This window comes from Caballeronia ptereochthonis, from assembly GCF_001545075.1.
GTDB classification, from domain to species: domain Bacteria; phylum Pseudomonadota; class Gammaproteobacteria; order Burkholderiales; family Burkholderiaceae; genus Caballeronia; species Caballeronia ptereochthonis.
This window is the reverse complement of the sequence record NZ_FCOB02000004.1, coordinates 209,610-227,570: the sequence shown is the minus strand read 5'-3', so window position 1 is coordinate 227,570 and position 17,961 is coordinate 209,610. Positions and strand designations below refer to the sequence as shown.

Annotated in this window: 15 protein-coding genes; 8 read left to right on the top strand and 7 right to left on the bottom strand. The window is 67.2% G+C overall.

The window, feature by feature from the left end; translation table 11 throughout:
* Nucleotides 1–5: 5 nt before the first annotated feature.
* The 5 genes from tssA to tssC all read left to right on the top strand — a co-directional run bounded on the left by tssA (nt 6) and on the right by tssC (nt 4,998).
* Complete coding sequence (tssA, locus tag AWB83_RS06000) at nt 6–1,022, top strand: type VI secretion system protein TssA (protein ID WP_087043354.1); 1,017 nt, start codon at nt 6–8, stop codon at nt 1,020–1,022.
* Between the two features lie 58 nt (nt 1,023–1,080).
* The gene (locus AWB83_RS05995; RefSeq protein ID WP_087043352.1) at nt 1,081–1,548 is read left to right on the top strand and encodes a DUF6484 domain-containing protein; all 468 of its coding nucleotides are present in this window, start codon (nt 1,081–1,083) and stop codon (nt 1,546–1,548) included.
* A gap of 38 nt (nt 1,549–1,586) precedes the next feature.
* The gene (locus AWB83_RS05990; protein WP_087043350.1) at nt 1,587–2,837 is read left to right on the top strand and encodes a TIGR02270 family protein; all 1,251 of its coding nucleotides are present in this window, start codon (nt 1,587–1,589) and stop codon (nt 2,835–2,837) included.
* Nucleotides 2,838–2,906: 69 nt separating this feature from the next.
* Nucleotides 2,907–3,446, top strand: a complete 540-nt coding sequence (gene tssB, locus AWB83_RS05985) for a type VI secretion system contractile sheath small subunit (RefSeq protein WP_087043348.1) — start codon at nt 2,907–2,909, stop codon at nt 3,444–3,446.
* Between the two features lie 46 nt (nt 3,447–3,492).
* On the top strand, nt 3,493–4,998 hold the full coding sequence (gene tssC, locus AWB83_RS05980; RefSeq protein WP_087043347.1) for a type VI secretion system contractile sheath large subunit: 1,506 nt from the start codon (nt 3,493–3,495) through the stop codon (nt 4,996–4,998).
* Between the two features lie 27 nt (nt 4,999–5,025).
* On the opposite strand, the gene AWB83_RS05975 is transcribed toward tssC, so the two are convergent.
* From AWB83_RS05975 to AWB83_RS05945, 7 genes are all read right to left on the bottom strand, one after another.
* Nucleotides 5,026–5,811: a PP2C family protein-serine/threonine phosphatase gene (locus AWB83_RS05975; RefSeq protein WP_087043345.1), complete on the bottom strand. Its 786-nt coding sequence runs from the start codon at nt 5,809–5,811 to the stop codon at nt 5,026–5,028.
* 19 nt (nt 5,812–5,830) lie between these two features.
* Entirely contained in the window at nt 5,831–7,258 is a 1,428-nt protein-coding gene (gene tagH, locus AWB83_RS05970; RefSeq protein WP_087043344.1) for a type VI secretion system-associated FHA domain protein TagH, read from the bottom strand.
* A gap of 29 nt (nt 7,259–7,287) precedes the next feature.
* Nucleotides 7,288–9,990 (bottom strand): type VI secretion system ATPase TssH, encoded by a 2,703-nt coding sequence (tssH, locus tag AWB83_RS05965; protein WP_087043342.1) that lies wholly within the window; start codon nt 9,988–9,990, stop codon nt 7,288–7,290.
* 140 nt (nt 9,991–10,130) lie between these two features.
* Nucleotides 10,131–11,246 carry a type VI secretion system baseplate subunit TssG gene (gene tssG / locus AWB83_RS05960; RefSeq protein WP_087043340.1) on the bottom strand — a complete coding sequence of 372 codons (1,116 nt, stop codon included), beginning with the start codon at nt 11,244–11,246 and terminating at the stop codon, nt 10,131–10,133.
* Nucleotides 11,222–13,105 (bottom strand): type VI secretion system baseplate subunit TssF, encoded by a 1,884-nt coding sequence (gene tssF / locus AWB83_RS05955; RefSeq protein ID WP_087043339.1) that lies wholly within the window; start codon nt 13,103–13,105, stop codon nt 11,222–11,224. The genes tssG and tssF overlap by 25 nt, the downstream gene beginning before the upstream one ends.
* 29 nt (nt 13,106–13,134) lie before the next feature.
* Nucleotides 13,135–13,641 carry a type VI secretion system baseplate subunit TssE gene (gene tssE, locus AWB83_RS05950; RefSeq protein WP_087043337.1) on the bottom strand — a complete coding sequence of 169 codons (507 nt, stop codon included), beginning with the start codon at nt 13,639–13,641 and terminating at the stop codon, nt 13,135–13,137.
* A gap of 26 nt (nt 13,642–13,667) precedes the next feature.
* Nucleotides 13,668–14,267 (bottom strand): type VI secretion system tube protein Hcp, encoded by a 600-nt coding sequence (locus AWB83_RS05945; RefSeq protein ID WP_087043336.1) that lies wholly within the window; start codon nt 14,265–14,267, stop codon nt 13,668–13,670.
* A 148-nt stretch (nt 14,268–14,415) separates the two neighbouring features.
* Between AWB83_RS05945 and AWB83_RS05940 the strand changes: the two genes are divergently transcribed.
* The 3 genes from AWB83_RS05940 to AWB83_RS05930 all read left to right on the top strand — a co-directional run bounded on the left by AWB83_RS05940 (nt 14,416) and on the right by AWB83_RS05930 (nt 17,900).
* Nucleotides 14,416–14,898 (top strand): Hcp family type VI secretion system effector, encoded by a 483-nt coding sequence (locus AWB83_RS05940; protein ID WP_087043334.1) that lies wholly within the window; start codon nt 14,416–14,418, stop codon nt 14,896–14,898.
* A gap of 33 nt (nt 14,899–14,931) precedes the next feature.
* Nucleotides 14,932–17,289, top strand: coding sequence for a type VI secretion system Vgr family protein (locus AWB83_RS05935; protein WP_087043332.1), 2,358 nt, complete (start codon nt 14,932–14,934; stop codon nt 17,287–17,289).
* A gap of 143 nt (nt 17,290–17,432) precedes the next feature.
* On the top strand, nt 17,433–17,900 hold the full coding sequence (locus AWB83_RS05930) for a hypothetical protein (protein ID WP_087043330.1): 468 nt from the start codon (nt 17,433–17,435) through the stop codon (nt 17,898–17,900).
* The last annotated feature ends 61 nt before the right edge of the window (nt 17,901–17,961 follow it).

Here is a 17,961-nt window from a genome sequence, read left to right as displayed (position 1 = left end):
CCACGATGATCGACGTCGAACCGCTGCTCGCGCCGACCGAAACGATGCCGCCTGCCGGCGTCGACCTCGAATACGACCCGGCGTTCCTCGCGTTCGAGGCGCTCGCGCGCGGCAATCCGGAGCGCCAGTTCGACGCGCTCTCCGAGCCGACCGCGTGGCCGGACGTGCTCGAGGAGGCGCAGGCGCTGCTCGCGAAATCGAAGGATCTGCGCATCGCCGTGGTCTATATGCGCGCGGCGGCGCGCGTGCGCGGTCTCGCGGGATTTCATGCGGGATTGCGTCTGCTGACGGGGCTTTTCGAGCGCTACTGGGAGAGCCTCTACCCGCCGCTCGATGCCGACGACGACAACGATCCCGCGCTGCGCGTCAACGCGCTCGCGCCGCTTGCCGATGCGTACACGCCATTCGCCGAGACTGAAACGCTGCTGCACGACCTGCGCGAATCCGAAGTGTGCCGCGCACGCGGCGAGCGGCTCACGGTGCGCGACATCCTGATCGCGCAGGGCAAGCTGGCGGCGACCGAAGGCGAGACCCCCGCGACGCCCGCGCGCGTCGAAGGCATGCTCGCCGATGCGCTCGCGCAGGACCGCGACGTGCTCGCCGAAGGCCTCGATCTGCCGCGCGCCGTGCAGGCGCTCGCCGATGCGATGACCGACAGGCTCGGCGCGGAGCGCGCGCCGCTCATCGAAAAGATGATGAACACCGCGCGCTTCGTGGCCGCGCAGTTCCGTGCGATCGCGCCGGCGGAATCGGCGCGGGCGGACGAGGTCGCGGTGCCTCAGGCGCCCTCGGGCCCTCGCGTGGCCGCGCGTCCCGGCGAGATCGCGACGCGCGAGGATGCCATCGCGTTGCTCGACGCGGTCTGCGCGTTCCTCGAACGCACCGAGCCGACGCATCCCGCGCCGCTGCTGATCCGCCGCGCGCGCGGGCTGATGGGCAAGGACTTCCTCTCCGTGATGGAGGACCTCGCGCCCGACAGCCTCGCTCAGATCCATCTGATCGCGGGGACGAAGCCGCAGTGATGCGTTGAAATTGCCGCCGCATCGTTCGTCTTTTGAGCGTCAGGCAAGGGAGGGCGCGATGAGCGGACGTGATTTCCTGCAACCGGCGCCGACGCCGGTCATCGATGGCGTGCGCATCGGCGAGCTGATCGGATTCAGCGGCGATGGTGCGCGTCCGCTCGTCGTCTATGCCGGCCAGCCGGGCGGCGCGGGACTCGTCGCCCGCACGATTTCCGATGTGCGCGGCGCGCACGTCGGCCGCGAAGTGCTGCTGATGTTCGAGGCGGGCGATCCGATGCGGCCGATCATCATCGGCTGTCTGCAGGCCGATGAAGCCTGGCCGCTCGATGAAACCCCGGCGCAGGTCGAAGCCGACGTCGACGGGCAACGGCTCGTCGTGACCGCGAAGGAAGAGATCGTGCTGCGCTGCGGTCAGGCGAGCATTACGCTCACGAAGGCGGGCAAGGTGCTGATACGCGGCACGTACGTGTCGAGCAGATCGTCGGGCGTGAACCGCATCAAGGGCGGGTCGGTGCAGCTCAATTGATCGCGCTCCTGAACCTGCGCTGACACAGCCGATTCATCATGGGCTCGGAAGCGGACGTCATCTCCTACATCGTTCAGCAACATGTCGAAGACGCCGCCTGCCTTCGCAATACGCGCGCGTACCTGGTGCGCGCGCCTCACGTGAAGCTGAAGCACCTCGCCCGCCAAGACGAGCGCATCGCGGCGCATCTCGACGGCGTCGCCGTGGCAGGGCGCATCGGCGCGCGGCTCAGCATGCAGGCGCTCGAAAACACCGGCAAGGGCGTGTTGTTCACCGTTGCGGTCGGCTGCATCGAGGCGCGCTCGGAGAAGGGACTCATGCATCTGATCGCGCTCGCACAGGCCGTCCCCGTCGCCCGTCGCGGCCTGCATTCCGCCTTCGGCTGGGTCTCCGCGAGCCGCTTACAGGAGACCGCCAGCACGTTGCTCGCCAGCGACAATTCCGCCGCGCAACTCGCTGGCCTCGCCGCCTGCGCCCAACACCGCGTGGACCCGAAGCGCTTCCTGGATACGGCCATCGCCTCACAAGACCCCGCCGTCCGCGCCCGCGCCCTGCAATGCGCCGGCGAGATCGGCCGCGTCGATCTGCTCGCATCATGCATCGCGAATATCGAAGATGAAGACGCGTCGTGCCGCTTCCACGCCGCGCAAGCCGCGCTGCTGCTCGGCGACCGACACGCCTCGCTCGACGTGCTGACTGAACTCGCGCTCACGCGCCCCGATGCCGCCGCGCTCGCCGCCAGCGCGCTGCCGTTAGCGGACGTGCACGCGCTGCTGCAACAAATCTCCGCGCAGCCGCAAAGCAAACGCCTCCTGATCCGCACCATCGCCCACGCGGGCGATCCGCGCTACGTCCCCTGGCTGATCGGCCTGATGCCGGACGACAAATTCGCCCGCCTCGCCGGCGAAAGCTTCAGCTTCATCACCGGCGCCGATCTCGCGTGGCTCGACCTCGACCGCAAGCCGCCGGAAAATCTGCCCGCCGGACCGACCGACGACCCGAACGATCCCGACGTCGCCATGGACGAGGACGACGGCGCCCCGTGGCCCGATGCCGAAAAGATTGCGCGATGGTGGCAGGCGAACGCGCCGCGCTTCCGACCCGGCGCACGCTACCTGTGCGGCGCGCCGCCGTCGAAGCCGCACTGCATCGACGTGCTGAAGGACGGCTATCAGCGCCAGCGCATGGCCGCCGCGCGCCACCTGTGCCTGCTCGAACCCGGCACGGTGCTCTTCAACTGCGCCGCGCCGGCCTGGCGTCAGCAGCGCCTGTTGAACTCGACGACCTGAAGCCTTTTCAATTCCCGCCCGCCTCGATCGTCTTCCAAGCGTGGCTCATGCTCACGCGAAGGAGGCGTCATGGCAACCAGCAGTCAGAAATTCATCGCCCGCAATCGCGCGCCGCGCGTGCAGATCGAATACGACGTCGAAACCTACGGCAGCGAGAAGAAGGTCCAGCTTCCGTTCGTGATGGGCGTCATGGCCGACCTGTCCGGCAAGCCCGCCGAACCGCTGCCGCCCGTCGATCAGCGCAAGTTCCAGGAAATCGACATCGACAATTTCGACAGCCGCATGAAGGCGATGCATCCGCGCGTCGCGTTCCAGGTGCCCAACAAGCTGACGGGCGAGGGCAATCTCAACGTCGACATCACGTTCGAGAACATGGACGATTTCTCGCCCGCCGCCGTCGCGCGCAAGGTCGATGCGCTCGCGAAGCTGCTGGAAGCACGCACGCAACTCGCCAACCTCGTCATCTTCATGGACGGCAAGACGGGCGCCGAAGAACTGATCGCGCGCGTGCTCGACGATTCCGCGCTGCTCAAGACGCTCGCCTCGGCCGCACCCGATCAGTCCGCACCGCCCGCAGCCGACGGCGTCGCCGCGCCCGCCGCCGAGTGAGCGCTTCGTCCGAGCCCTCGCGAACGAGCCCTGAAAGGAAACGACCATGTCCGACATTCCTCAATCGTCCGAAACGAAGCCCGAACTGCAGGGCGCGACGTTCGAAGGCAGCGATCTCGCATCGCTGCTGAACAAGGAGTTCCGCCCGAAGAGCGACGAGGCGAAGACCGCGGTGCAGGCAGCCGTGCAGACGCTCGCGCAGCAGGCGCTTTCGCAGACCAAGATCATTTCCGGCGACGCCGTCCGCTCGATCCAGGCGATGATCGCCGAGATCGACAAGAAGCTCACCGAGCAGGTGAACGAGGTGATGCATCATCCGGACTTCCAGAAACTGGAAGGCTCGTGGCGTGGCCTGCGCTATCTCATCAACAACACCGAAACCGACGAGATGCTGAAGATCAGCGTGATGAACATCTCGAAGAAGGATCTCGGCAAGACGCTCAAGCGCTTCAAGGGTGTCGCGTGGGACCAGAGTTCGATCTTCAAGCACATCTATGAGCATCGCTACGGCACGCTTGGCGGCGAGCCGTTCGGCGCGCTGATCGGCGACTACTACTTCAACCAGACGCCGCCCGATGTCGAGCTGCTGGGCGAGATGTCGAAAATCGCCGCGGCGGCGCATGCGCCATTCATCGCGGCGGCCGATCCGAGTCTTCTGCAGATGGACTCGTGGCAGGAGCTCGCCAATCCGCGCGATCTCACGAAGATCTTCGGTACGGCGGAATATGCGAGCTGGCGCTCGCTGCGTGAATCGGAGGATGCGCGCTATCTGGGCCTCGCGATGCCGCGTTTCCTCGCGCGTGTGCCGTACGGCGCGCGCACGGAGCCCGTGGACGAGTTCGACTTCGAGGAAGACACGGGCTCCGCCGACCACTCCAAATACACGTGGGCCAATTCCGCCTATGCGATGGCGGTCAACATCAACCGCTCGTTCAAGCTCTACAGCTGGTGCTCGCGCATTCGCGGCGTGGAGTCGGGCGGCGCGGTCGAGGGCCTGCCCGTGCACAGCTTCCCGACCGACGACGGCGGCGTCGACATGAAGTGCCCGACCGAGATCGCCATCTCGGACCGCCGCGAGGCGGAGCTCGCGAAGAACGGCTTCATGCCGCTGATTCACCGCAAGAACTCGGATTTCGCGGTGTTCATCGGCGCGCAGTCGCTGCAAAAACCCTTCGAATACGAGGATCCCGACGCCACCGCCAACGCCGCGCTCGCCGCGCGCCTGCCGTACCTGTTCGCATGCAACCGTTTCGCGCATTACCTGAAGTGCATCGTGCGCGACAAGGTCGGCAGCTTCAAGGAACGCTCCGACATGGAGACCTGGCTCAACAGGTGGATCATGCAATACGTGGACGGCGATCCGGCCAATTCCTCCGAGCACACGAAAGCCCAGAAGCCGCTCGCCGCCGCCGAGGTGAAAGTGCAGGAAGTGCCCGGCGCGCCGGGCTACTACACGTCGACGTTCTATTTGCGCCCGCACTACCAGCTGGAAGGGCTGACCGTGTCGTTGCGGCTGGTGTCGAGGCTGCCGTCGGCGAAGCAGGCAGCCTGAGCGCTCGAAGCGCGACCGATGCCCGCGTCAGCCCGCGGGCATCCGCAGCACGGTCGTCTGCGACGCATCGCCGATCCACACCGCGCTCGCCGTGAAGTTGTCGTGATTGGGCCGCGCGGCCTCGCGCAGATGCGCCACCATCAGGTCGAGCCATGCGGCGGGCGTCGGCGCGCGCCCGATCGCCTCGATCATCACGGATTCGTCGAGATACTCCCAGAAGCCGTCGGTGCAGAGCAGGAACGCGTCGCCGTCGGCGATCGGGAACGGCTCCCCGGACGCCGCGATCGCGAGATCGTCCGCCGTGCCGAGCGCCGAGAACAGCACGTTGCGGCGCGGATAGCTGCGCACGTCGCGTGCTTCGAGCAGGTTCGCATCGATCATGCTCTGCACGAGGCTGTGATCCTGCGTCTGCACGACCGTCGCGCCGCGCCTGAAGCAGTAGAGGCGCGTATCGCCGCAATGCGCCCACGCCGCGAGCCCCGCTGCTTCGTCGATGCCGAGCACCACCGCCGTCGAACGCATTTGCGCGAGGTCGCTGTCATGCTCCTGCGCGTCGATGATGGCGTCGTTCGCGCGCAAGAGCACGCGCAGCAGGTTCGGCCCGGTGAGCGCGACGCCCGCTTGCGCGACGCGCGTCAGTTCGGCGAGCACCGTGTCGACCGCGATGCGCGACGCCGTGTCGCCGCCGCCGTGCCCGCCCGCGCCGTCCGCGACCACGCTCGCGAAGAGCGCCGCCTGCCGCCATTGCCCGAGGGCGTCCTCGTTGCGCGACCGGCCGCCCACATCGCTCACGCTTGCGGTTTGCAGTTGCATGTCGTTTCTCCGGCGCGCGTCAGGTGCGGCTGCGGCGTTTCAGTTCGTCGATCTGCGCTTCATAGGCGGCGACGAACGCACGGCCGAACAGCATATGAAAATCCTCGGCCGCCTCGCTCGAGAGCTGGCCGTACATCTCCATGAAGAGATCCCAGCAGCGCGCACGCCGGCTCAGTCCCGACATGAGGCCGTCGAGCATCGAGCGTCCGGACAGGCGCGCCTCGATGCGCCGTGGCTCGAAGCGCTCGAACACGCCGTCGAGCGCCGCGCGCATGCCCGCGATCATGCCGACCTGATGCGCGCGCAGGTCGGCATATGCATCGGCGAGGGCGGCGGCGGGCGGCATGAAGCCGCGCACCGGTGGACCGAGCAGATGCGCGAGCGCTGCGTCCACGTTCGGCGAGAACTTGAGCGGATTGTTGTCCACCGCCGCGATGATCGTCGCGTCCGTGCGCATCTCGCGCTTGAACGCGGCGCGCGCGGCGAGCAGGTCGAGCGTGCCCTGCGTCACTTCGTGCAGCAGTTCGCCGATGAGCTGCATGAGCGCGGGCGTGAGCGCGTCGAGCCGGACGCCGGGCGCGGCAAGTCCCTGCAGGAAGGCGTCGATGAGCGCGCGTTCGTCGGCCGAAGCCTCGGACGGCGCGCGCGCGGGAGCAGGCGACGGTGGGGGCGACGCCGGCGATGGGCTCGCCGCGGCGCGCGACCTCGGCGGCGTGAACGCGCTGTGCAGCTCCGAACCGGCATCGGACTGCGTGGCGGGCGGCGCGACGGGCCGCGCCGCGCCGGTCAGGCTCGCGAACGGGTCGGCGTCCTGGGCGGTGTTGGGCTGCGTGAGTGGATCGATGAGGGGATCGATCAGCGGACCCGTCAAGGGCGCCGCGCCGGGCGTGAGGTCGAACAGTTCGTCGATGGAGCGCTTCGAGGCCGGATCGTCGAAGCTGAAGTCGAAGTCGTCGCGCGGCGCGGCGCTCGTCGCGGGGTGTGGCGGCGGCGCGCCGACGAGGTCGTCGATGCTCGCGGCGGAATCGGACGAACGCGGCGTGGCGGGCGCATCGAACAGGCCCGCGAACGGGTCATCCGATGGCGCGTCGCTCGTCACGTCCGGCATCACGACCGCCGTCACGGTGTCGTCCTCGCCGGAGACTTCCGCGCGAAGCTGGTAGCCGCCGATCTGCACTTCGTCGCCGTGCGCGAGCGGCACTTCCTGACCCGGGTCGAGCGGCGCGCCGTTGACGAGCGCGGGATTGCTGCCGCGATCGATCAGCCGGTACGCGCCGTCGCGCCAGACGATCTGCGCATGCAGGCGCGAGACGGTGCGCTCGGCGTCGTCCAGCACGAGCCGGTTCGTGACCGCGCGCCCGATGGTGCCGCCCTCGGCACCGAAGTTCGCCGCAAGCGGGGTGCGCGGCGGCTGGCCGTTGTGACGTGTCACCGTGAGTTTGAGCATCGGCTGCGGCTCCGCTGTCGCGCGCGCGTTCAGTCGAACGCGTAGACGAAGTCGTTCGCGCTCGCCGACAGGCGGATGCGCGCCAGCGCGCCGCCTTCGGTGAGCCGCGTCAGATACTCCGTGGAAATGCGCGGCAGCACGGTGTTGGTGAGCAGCGCGTCGATCACGCGCCCGCCCGATTCGGCCTCCGTGCAACGCGACACGATGAGCCGCACGGCGTCGTCGTCGTAATCGAACGGAATGCCGTGATTGTCCGCGACGCGCCTGCGGATGCGCTCCAGCTGCAGGCGCACGATGTCGGCCATCATCGCGTCGGAGAGCGGATAGTAGGGCACCGTGACGAGCCGTCCGAGCAGCGCGGCGGGAAACACGTCGAGCAGCGGCCGGCGCAGCGCGGCCGTGAGCTGCTCGGGCGCGGGCGTGTTGGCGGGGTCGCGGCACATCGACATGATGAGATCCGAGCCGACGTTCGAGGTCAGCAGGATGATCGTGTTCTTGAAGTCGATGTAGCGTCCCTCGCCGTCCTCCATCCAGCCCTTGTCGAAGACCTGAAAGAAGATCTCGTGCACGTCGGGATGCGCCTTCTCCACTTCGTCGAGCAGCACGACGCTGTACGGCCGCCGCCGCACCGCCTCCGTGAGAATGCCCCCTTCGCCGTAGCCCACGTAGCCGGGCGGCGCGCCCTTGAGCGTGGAGACCGTATGCGCTTCCTGAAACTCGCTCATGTTGATGGTGATGACGTTCTGCTCGCCGCCATAGAGCGTTTCGGCGAGCGCGAGCGCGGTTTCGGTCTTGCCGACGCCCGAAGTGCCGGCGAGCAGGAACACGCCGATCGGCTTGTCGGGATTGTCGAGGCGCGCGCGCGAGGTCTGGATGCGCTTCGCGATCATCTCGAGCGCGTGGCGCTGGCCGATCACGCGGCGGTCGAGCGCATCGGCGAGACTGAGCACGGCCGCCAGCTCGTTCTTGAGCATCTTGCCGACGGGAATGCCGGTCCAGTCGGCGACCACGCCGGCGACGACGCCGGCATCGACGCTCGGCAGGATGAGCGGCGCGTCGCCCTGGAGCTCGACGAGACGCGCCTTCAGTTCGGCGAGGCGCGCGAGCTGCGTTTCGCGCGATGGCGGCGGCGTTTCGTCCGCGGGCGGCGCATCGGCTGCGTCGGCTGCATCGGTTGCATCCGCCGCATCGACTGCTTCGCCGCGTTCGCGCAGGGACGCCCGCAGCGCGAGCAGTTCGTCGACGACACGCTTTTCTTCGTTCCAGCGCGCTTCGAGCCCGCCGAGCGCGTCGCGTTCGCGGGCGAGCGATGCGGCGACATCCGCCGCGCGCGTGCCGACATCCACGCCGACATTCGCCTCGCGCGCGACGATCTGCGCTTCCACTTCGAGCGACTCGATGCGGCGTCTGCAATCGTCGACCTGCGGCGGCGTCGCGTGCTGGCTGACCGCGACGCGCGCGCACGCGGTATCGAGCAGCGACACGGCCTTGTCGGGCAGCTGGCGCGCCGGAATGTAGCGATGCGACAGCCGCACCGCCGCCTCGATCGCCTCGTCGAGCAGTTGCACACGGTGATGGCCTTCGAGCACCGCCGCCACGCCGCGGAGCATGCGCACGGCCTTGGCCTCGTCGGGCTCGTGAATCTGCACGACCTGAAAGCGTCGCGTGAGCGCCGGATCTTTCTCGATGTGCTTCTTGTATTCCGCCCACGTCGTCGCGCCGATGGTGCGCAGATTGCCGCGCGCCAGCGCCGGCTTGAGCAGATTGGCCGCGTCGCCGGTGCCGGCCGCGCCGCCCGCGCCGACGATCGTGTGCACTTCGTCGATGAAGAGAATCACGGGCTTCGGACTGGCCTGCACCTCCTCGACGACCTGACGCAGCCGCTGCTCGAATTCGCCCTTCATGCTCGCGCCCGCCTGCAGGAGACCGAGATCGAGCGACCAGAGCGCGACCTCGCGCAAGGGCGGCGGCACGTCGCCGCGCACCAGCCGTTGCGCGAACCCTTCGACCACGGCGGTCTTGCCCACGCCCGCCTCGCCGGTCAGGAGCGGATTGTTCTGCCGCCGGCGCATCAGGATATCGACGAGCTGGCGGATTTCCTCGTCGCGGCCGGTGACCGGGTCGAGCTCGCCGCGGCGTGCCTTATCGGTGAGATCGGTGGCGTACTTGTGCAAGGCTTCCTGCTTGCCCATGCTCGCGGGCGCGGCGTCGCCCTCGGGCGTGGACGCTTCCCCGCGCGGCTCGTCCTCGGTTTCCTCGACGGAATCCGCGACGATGCGCGCGAAGTTGTCCGAGAGATCTTCCGGCTTGATGCGTTCGAACTGCCGCGAGATGCCGAACAGCACATTGCGCAGGCGCTGCGTCTTGAGAATGCCCACGAGCAGATGGCCGGTGCGCACCTTCGTCGCGCCATACAGCAGCGTGCCGTACACCCAGCCGCGCTCGATCGCGTCGGTGATGTGCTCGGAGATGTCGGAGATCGACGTCGCGCCGCGCGGCAGGCGATCGAGCGAGGCGGTCAGCTCGCGGGCGAGCACGGCGGCGTCCACGCCGTAGTGCGCGATGATCCGCTGCAGATCGGAGCGCGGCGTCTCCAGAATCTGCATGAGCCAGTGCGCGAGCTCGACGTAAGGATTGCCGCGCATCTTGCAGTAGACCGTCGCGCTTTCGACGGTCTTGTAGCCGAGCCTGTCCAGCTTGCCGAACAGCGCCACACGACTGATTTCCGCCATCGTCCGACTCCCTTCTTCGACGGGCGCGCGCCGACCAAAGGCGCGTCCTCATCCGATAAGACGGCGCTCGCGCGGCGTTTTTTCAAAGGGCTTGCCTGGAGGCGGAGATTCGGGACGTCCGACGTGGAATGCGCGACGTCTCACGCGAATTGAGCATCGGCGTCGAGCGCGAGGTCGGCGCAGTCGGCGCGGCGCTCGGCGAGACCGAGCCACGCGCAATAGCCGAGACGCCCATAGCGGCCCGGCTGCGCGGTCGGCACTTCATCGGCGACGAGCACGAGTTGTGCGTCCCACGAAAGCTCGCCGTTCAGATGCTGGCGCACCAGCGCAACGAGCGTCGGCAGCGCGGCGCCGCCCGGCAGCAGCGCTTCGTACTGCGCGAGCGTGAGCGGCCCGATCACGAGCCGAAACGCATGCTGACGGTCCCACACGCGCGCGCCGAGCACCGCGCCCCGGCCGAGCTGGGCGAAGCCCGCCGCACGCGACGACCAGCGCGCCGCGCGTACGCGCAGCGCGGTGCGCTCCTCGCGCGGCAGCGTCATCCAGTGGCCGCGATACGGCTCGACGCGCACCGGCACGCGCAAGAGCGCGGAGGCAACGGTTTCGAGCACTTCGGCGGGGCGCGTCTGCATGTTCCAGAGGCCCGCGAAATGCAGCTTCGCGTGACCGGAGACCGCATCGCGCGCGTGGGTCGTCCGCTCGGCGAGACCGATCAGCGCGCCGGTATAGAAAGCGAAGCGGTCGTGCTCCGGACGATCGAGCCCGTTGACCGGCCGCCCTTGCGCCCACGCGCGATAGAACAGCAGCAGGAAGCGATGCAGCAGCGCGTCGAGCAGCCGCGCGAAGGTCTCGTCGCCGTGATGCAGCGCGCGCTCGCGGGCAAAATCGGTCAGATGCAACGGCATCGGGCCGTTGGGGCCGAGCAAGCCGAAAAACCGCTGTTTCAGGCGCGGCGCGGCGGCGCCCTTCTCACGCGTGAGCGCGGCGAGCGGCGCGGGCGCGAAGGTGAGCGAGATGTCCTGCGCGAGGCGCACGGGCTCGTCGGCGGGACGCGCGCCCGTGCCGAGACGCGGCAAGTGCGGAGTGAGCGCCTCGATGTGCCGCATGAGCTGATAGAAGTCGTAGCGATGCGGCTCGGCGGCGACGGCGTCGAACAGGTCGAGAAGCGCGCGCGTTGACTCCGCCGGCGGCGCTTCGACCGGGGCATGAGCAGGCGCTCGCGGCGCCGCGCCTAGAAGATTGCTCTCGTGCCGCATCGCGGGGGCAGACGCAGGATTTCGCCGCGCGCGCTGGTGCCGAGCACAGTCTGCACGAACGAATTGATCGATACGTAACGCGCGAAGAAGCGGTCGAGCACGCAGCCGAAGAGCCACGCGCTGCCGCCCTGGAACGCGAGATCGTCGACCAGGACGTCGATCGAGAGACCGCGCCCGAAGGCGATCGGACCGGGCATCGGCAGGCGGCGCACGACAGGTTTCGCATCGACGGAAACGACGCCCGCGACCTGGCCGCGGCCGGCGTGATCAGTGGGCGCGACGTGCAGCATCAGAAGCGCACGCAGCGCGGCGGCGGCCTCGCGCGGGCCGTTGCACAGAGAGAGATAGTGCAGCGACAACTGATCGATGAGCCGCCAGCTCTGCCCGGCGTCGAGCGGCGCGGGTGCGGGCCTCGACGGGCCGCTCACGCATTTCACGGCGGCGACGGGCGCGGCGATATCGAGGGAGAAGTCGCTGCCCGGTGCGCCCTGCGACATCATCAGCGGCAAGTCGCGATTGCTGCACAGCGTGGCGAACGCGAGTTGCCGCAGTGAGCCGCGATACGGCGCGGCGTGCGGGTCGACGATCGACACATACGTTTCGCTGCCGACGTATTCCGTGCGCGCGCCGCTCTTGCGTCGCCCGGCGGGCACGAGGCGCGGCTCGCGCTCGGTGGTGAAGTACGCGGCGTCGCCGGGGCGGTCGGCGAGAAAATCCGCATAGAACGGATGGAACGTCTGTTCGCTGTCGTCGTTCGCGCCATAGCCGGACACGCCGGTCACCGAATGCACTTCGAAATCGAGCGGGTGCGTGCGCTCGGGCACGACGTGAAAGCGCGCGGCGGCGTCCGTCACGAGCGCGCGGTCGGCCAGCTTCGGAAAGAGATTGATCGCGGGCACGCAGTCGAGCAGCACGTGCTCCTTCGTGACGATGCGCTCGAGCGATGCATCGCCCGTCGCGAGCAGGAACGTCAGTTCGATCTCGCGCGCGGCGAACCCGGGCAACACGTCCGCGAGCCCTTCGATGCGCGCGAAGCGGAAGCGCTCGGGCAGCGCGAAATATTCATGCAGCACGCGGTAGCCCTGGAACGCATTGGGCGTGACGGGAAGAAGCGCTTCGTCTTCGCCGAAGCCGGCGGGCCCGACGGCATCGCCAGGCAGGGCGGCAAGCGCGCCACTCGGCCGCTCGGGCGTCGAGACGACGATCGCGAGCGTGCCGCCCAGAACCAGCTCGAAAAGCCGGTACGCCGTGTCGTCGCCGCCTGCGAAGTAAAGGCTCAGGGCATCGAGACGCAACGCGTCGAACGACAGGCCTTCCGGCGTCGCGAGACGGATGCGTAGCGCGGCCTTCACATGGTGCGCGAGCACGCGCGTCGCGGGGAGCGCGGCGAGCGGCAGGTCCGGCGTCTGAGCGAGATAGCGCGCGTCGGTCAGCTCGATGGGCCAGAGCGTGAGCGCGGCGCTCGTGCGGAATTCGCACGGCGTCGTCTGCGCGGGCGCGCGCGTCGAAAACAGCGCGGTATGGCGCGGCACCGTGAAGCCGTCGGCGAGGTTCGGATTGGCGAGGTCGGGCGAAAGGCGCGCGATCAGCATCGCGGGCGTCGGGCAGGCGGCCTGCGGCAGCACGACGTGGGTGAGCTGCTGCGTGAAGCGCGGAAACTCTTCCTCGAGCTTGAGCTGAACGCGCGCGGCGAGAAACGCCGTGCCTTCGAGCAGCCGCTCGACATACGGATCGGCCACGTCGATGCCGCTCATGCCCAGCCGCGCCGCGATCTTGGGAAACCGCTGCGCGAACTCCGCGCCCATCTCCCGCAGATGGGCAAGCTCGGTGTTGTAGTGACGCAGCAGGCGCGGGTCCATAGTGTCGTGTCTCTTGTTCGCAGGCGATGTCAGCGCGGCAGCTCCATCACCGTGATGCCGCCTTCCTCCAGATCGATCTGCGTGCGCAGCGCGAATTCGAGCGGCACCGGCTGCGCCCACAGGAGCCCGCGGATCACGAGCGCGATCTGGTTGTGCATGTCGAGCACTGAGCGATCGAGCACGGGCTCGATCTCGAGCGTCGACGGATCGATGCGCGGCTCGAAGCGCTCGATCGCCTGCCGGATCGCCTGTTCGAGCAACACCGTGTCGACAGTCGATGCGAAGTGTCCCGACAGGCACGGCAAGCCGTAATTGAGCACCGACGCGAACGCGTGCGGAAAGCGCTCCTCGGCAATTACGGCGCCGAGGTTCGTCGTGTTGAACAGCCACGACACGTCGCGCAGCACCGCCGCGCGCAGGCCGCGATGCGTCATGAAGCGCCCGCCGGCGGGATCGGCGCGGGACGCGGGATCATCGTCGATCAGGCGATCGAGCAGGGACGGCTGAAGACGATCGGTGGCGCTGGGCTCGTTCATCGGCGCGGGTCCATTCGCGTGCGTGGTCAGGCGACGCGCCGCGCGGATACGTCGAGCGCGAAGGTCACCTCGGCGCCGCGGCTGCCGGTCGCGGTCTGCGGCGCGCAGGTCAACGTGAGCTGCTGCGCCGACAGCTCGAAGATCTCGCACGGCCGTGCAAGGCGCGGGCTCGTGTAGATCTGATAGTTGCGGATGTAGGCCTGCTCGAGCTTCATCGACAGGAATTCGATCTGCACGCCGTGATCGGTGCCCGCCGACTTGAAGCAGCGGATGTGCGCGAGCGCGAGCAGTTCCGCCTGCGCGCACAGCTTCGCGATGACGGGCGATGCCGAGTCCACCGTCTTGACCACGCCGAGCGCCGTCACGCGCATGTCGCTCGCGTTGAGCGCGGCGGAGTGCGGCGCGGCGTCGTAGCCTTGCGCCCAGCGCCAGCCGTGGATCTGCATCGGGGTGTCCCAGTCGCCGCGCTTGTCGGCTTCGCCCTTCACGGGCGTATTGCTGCGCTTGGGCACGACCTGCAGGAACATGTCATCCGATTCCGTCAGCGCGAGCAGATCGAACTGAAGCAGGGTGTCGAGCGAGAGGCTGTCGAGAAAGCGCGGCTCATGCAGATCGGTGCTTGGCATCGTCCTGATCCGGAAAACAGTTACCGAAGATAAGACGGCAGCCGCCACATGATTTTGAAGTTGAAAATCGCCGGCCGGCATTCGTCTTACTCAGTGGGTTGCATGCGCGATTACACGCAATGAATGCCTGATCACGACGGAGGACCACATGGCGACGATCGACTGCTATCTGAAAATTGACGGAATCGACGGCGAGTCGAAGCACAAGGGCGCGGAAGGGCAGATCGAGGTGCACACCTTCGACTGGGACGCCACCAACGCCGGCAACCCGACTGTCGGCGGCGGCAGCGGCCAGGGCAAGGCGCATCCCGGCATGTTCACGTTCTCGCACGCCTACGACAAGGCATCGCCCACGCTCGCGAAGAGTTGCGCGAGCGGCAAGCACCTCGCGACCGCGAAGCTCACCGTGAGCAAGGCGGGCGAAGGGCAGAAGGAATTTCTGACCGTCTCGATGAAGCAGGTGACCGTGACGCACATCGCGGTGGGCGGCAGCATGGGCGGCGAGGTGCAGGAGACCGTCAGCCTGCTGTACGCGGACATCGAGTTCGAGTACAAGCCGCAGGACGAGAAGGGTGCGCTGGGCGGCGCCGTCAAGTTCGGCTGGGACGTGCGCACCACCGAAGTGCGCTGACGTCCGAAGTCAGATCCGGACGCCGGTGCGCCGATGGCCAGCAACGATGTCGCAACCGCGCAGCCGCTCGTCAGCGTCGATACGCCGCTTTCGGACGACGTGCGCTTCCTGTCGCTGCGCGCGAGCGCCGAGCTCGGGCGCATGCCGCGCTGCGAGCTCACGCTCGTGTCGAAGCGCGCGGACATCGACTTCAGCCGGATTCTCGGCAAGCGCGTGAGCGTGTCGCTCGGCGTGTCGAAAAGCAAGCCGCGCGTGTTCAGCGGCTACGTGGTCGGCTTTCGGCAAACCGGCATGCGCGGGCGCAACTACGTGTACGAAGCGGCCGTGCGGCCGTGGCTGTGGCTGCTCGCGCGGCGCAGCAACTGCCGCATCTTCCAGAACAAGACGGTCGAAGAGATCGTGAAGGCCGTGTTCGCCGATCCGGTCTACAAGGGTCTCGAATTCGGCGAAATCAAGTGGAAGGCCAACGCGCGCACGCATCCGCCGCGCGAGTATTGCGTGCAATACCGCGAGTCCGACTTCAACTTCGTGAGCCGGCTGCTGGAAGACGAGGGCATCTACTACTGGTTCCAGGACAAGGACGGGAAGGAATCGCTGATATTTTCCGACACGCTCGCGGCGCATGAAAGCGTCGCGGGTTTCGAGTCGCTGCCGTATGGCGCGGTGATGAGCGCCGCGCCCGGGATCGAATACGTGAGCGAATGGCGCGTGCATCACGCCATCGAAACGCGCAACTGGCTGCTTACCGACTACGACTTCAAGAATCCGTCCCGGCCGCTGCAGAAGCAGGCGGTCAAGCACATGCCGGGCTTCGACGCGTTCTCGGGTCTCGAGAATTTCGACTATCCGGGCGGCTATGCCGAAGGCGGCCACGGCGACAGCCGCGCGAAGTCGCGCGCGGACGAATTGCGCATCGAAGGCAGCGTGCCGGATGACATGGATATCAACTGGCACCAGGTCGATGCGCGCACCAACGGCAAGAACGTGCGCGCGGGCACGCTCTTGAAGCTGACGCGTCATCCGCGCGCGGATCAGAACGCGCAGTATCTCGTCACGCGCACGCATTACGAAATCGATCTCGCCGATTACGAGGCCTTCGACGGCGCGCAGTCGAACCGCTGCGAATGCTGGTTCTCCGCGATCGACGCGAAGCAGCCCTTCGCGCCCGCCCGCACCGCGCGCAAGCCGTTCGTGCAGGGACCGCAGACGGCGGCCGTCGTCGGGCCGGGCGGCGACGAGATCTACACCGATCAGTACGGGCGCGTAAAGGTGCAGTTTTTCTGGGACCGGCAAGGCAAGCGCGACGAGAACAGCTCGTGCTGGATCCGCGTCTCGCAGCCCTGGGCGGGCAAGGGCTGGGGCGCGATCGCGATTCCCCGCATGGGCCAGGAAGTGATCGTCGATTTTCTGGAGGGCGATCCGGACCGGCCGATCATCACGGGCCGCGTCTACAACGCCGAGCAGATGCCGCCCTACGATCTCCCCGGGAACATGACGCAGACCGGCATCAAGAGCCGCTCGAGCAAGGGCGGCAGCGGTGCGAACTGCAACGAATTCCGCTTCGAGGACAAGAAGGGCGCCGAGCAGGTGCTGCTGCATGCCGAGCGCAATCAGGACATCGAAGTCGAGAAGGACGAGACGCATTGGGTCGGGCACGATCGCAAGAAGAACATCGACAATGATGAAACGACGGTGGTGAAGCATGATCGGACGGAGACGGTCGGCAACAACGAGAAGATCGACATCGTGATGAACCGGACCGAGACCGTCGGCGTCAACGAGAGCATCACGATCGGCTCGAACCGGACCAAGACCGTCAAGGCGAGCGAGACGGCGACGGTGCTGCTGCAGCGCACGCATAGCGTGGGCATCAACGAGACCATCACGGTGGGCGCTGCGCAGGAAGTGACGGTGGGCGCGTTCCAGGCGGTGACGGTGGGCGCGTATCAGGCGGTGACGGTCGGAGCGTATCAGACGGTGACCGTCGGGGCCAGTCAGACGGAGAGCATCGGGTCGGACCAGACGGTGAGCGTCGGCGGCAATCAGTCGACGAGCGTGAGCGGCGATCAGTCGCTCACGGTGGGCGGCGGGCAGACGGTGAGCGTGGCGAACGACGCGGGCGAGTCGATCGGCGGGGCGCAATCGAGCACCGTCGCGAAGGCGCGGACGACGTCGGTTGGCGAAGACGATTCGCTCACGGTCGGCAAGAATCTCGTCATCGATGCGGGCGAGTCGGTGGTGATCAAGACGGGCGACGCGAGCATCAGCATGAAGAAGGATGGGACGATTCAGATCAAGGGGAAGGACATCACCATCGACGGGAGCGGGAAGATCAATGTCAAGGCGAGCAGTGATGTGGTGATCAAGGGGTCGAAAGTTTTGCAGAATTGAGGAATGGGGTGGCCGTACGGCACTGATCCACGGTTCCTCGTGTATATGAATCGGTTCGCATTCCGCATCACATCGCTTGTTCGTTCGACTTGCAACGCAGCAGGAGCACTTCAGACGGTGCGATTCGAACAAGGGCATCTATCATGACGGATCTTACCTACAACATCGAAACGGGCATCCTGAGTGGTCGGATCGGAGGACATCCGATTCGCGCTTCGGCGGGTTCAGGAGGGCGGGCAGGATCGAAGGTCGCGGGAGCGGTCAACCCGCTGCTGGCGAACAACGCGCTGGCCACTCGAATCGGAGGGCCCGGAAGCCGGGTATTCGGGCCTTTGCCGCAAGGAATCTACCGGCTCCGCTTGCATGAACACAAGCAAAACTGGATACGGCTGATTCCGGCAGCCGGAACCGAAATGTTCGACAGGAACGGATTTGCCATCCACGGACGAGGCCAGGTCGGAAGTCATGGCTGCATCGTTCCGTGGGATTTTCAGGTGATGCTTCGGCTTTGCAAACTGCTCAAGGAAAACGAGGCGGCACACCGGCCCGATGTGACGCTGAAGGTGTTCGCCCAGGGAACGGAGATCGGGAAGCAACTCTACACTGCCTAGCCGGTTCGAGAAGCCGCGCACAAACGTCTTTCTGCAGGCGAATCGTTAAACGAATTGGGTT

Excerpts from the sequence above, each read along its gene's own strand:
- tssA (WP_087043354.1), top strand. The coding sequence starts at position 6 with ATGATCGACGTCGAACCGCTGCTCGCGCCGACCGAAACGATGCCGCCT.
- AWB83_RS05995 (WP_087043352.1), top strand. The coding sequence starts at position 1,081 with ATGAGCGGACGTGATTTCCTGCAACCGGCGCCGACGCCGGTCATCGAT.
- AWB83_RS05990 (WP_087043350.1), top strand. The coding sequence starts at position 1,587 with ATGGGCTCGGAAGCGGACGTCATCTCCTACATCGTTCAGCAACATGTC.
- tssB (WP_087043348.1), top strand. The coding sequence starts at position 2,907 with ATGGCAACCAGCAGTCAGAAATTCATCGCCCGCAATCGCGCGCCGCGC.
- tssC (WP_087043347.1), top strand. The coding sequence starts at position 3,493 with ATGTCCGACATTCCTCAATCGTCCGAAACGAAGCCCGAACTGCAGGGC.
- AWB83_RS05975 (WP_087043345.1), bottom strand. The coding sequence starts at position 5,811 with ATGCAACTGCAAACCGCAAGCGTGAGCGATGTGGGCGGCCGGTCGCGC.
- tagH (WP_087043344.1), bottom strand. The coding sequence starts at position 7,258 with ATGCTCAAACTCACGGTGACACGTCACAACGGCCAGCCGCCGCGCACC.
- tssH (WP_087043342.1), bottom strand. The coding sequence starts at position 9,990 with ATGGCGGAAATCAGTCGTGTGGCGCTGTTCGGCAAGCTGGACAGGCTC.
- tssG (WP_087043340.1), bottom strand. The coding sequence starts at position 11,246 with ATGCGGCACGAGAGCAATCTTCTAGGCGCGGCGCCGCGAGCGCCTGCT.
- tssF (WP_087043339.1), bottom strand. The coding sequence starts at position 13,105 with ATGGACCCGCGCCTGCTGCGTCACTACAACACCGAGCTTGCCCATCTG.
- tssE (WP_087043337.1), bottom strand. The coding sequence starts at position 13,641 with ATGAACGAGCCCAGCGCCACCGATCGTCTTCAGCCGTCCCTGCTCGAT.
- AWB83_RS05945 (WP_087043336.1), bottom strand. The coding sequence starts at position 14,267 with ATGCCAAGCACCGATCTGCATGAGCCGCGCTTTCTCGACAGCCTCTCG.
- AWB83_RS05940 (WP_087043334.1), top strand. The coding sequence starts at position 14,416 with ATGGCGACGATCGACTGCTATCTGAAAATTGACGGAATCGACGGCGAG.
- AWB83_RS05935 (WP_087043332.1), top strand. The coding sequence starts at position 14,932 with ATGGCCAGCAACGATGTCGCAACCGCGCAGCCGCTCGTCAGCGTCGAT.
- AWB83_RS05930 (WP_087043330.1), top strand. The coding sequence starts at position 17,433 with ATGACGGATCTTACCTACAACATCGAAACGGGCATCCTGAGTGGTCGG.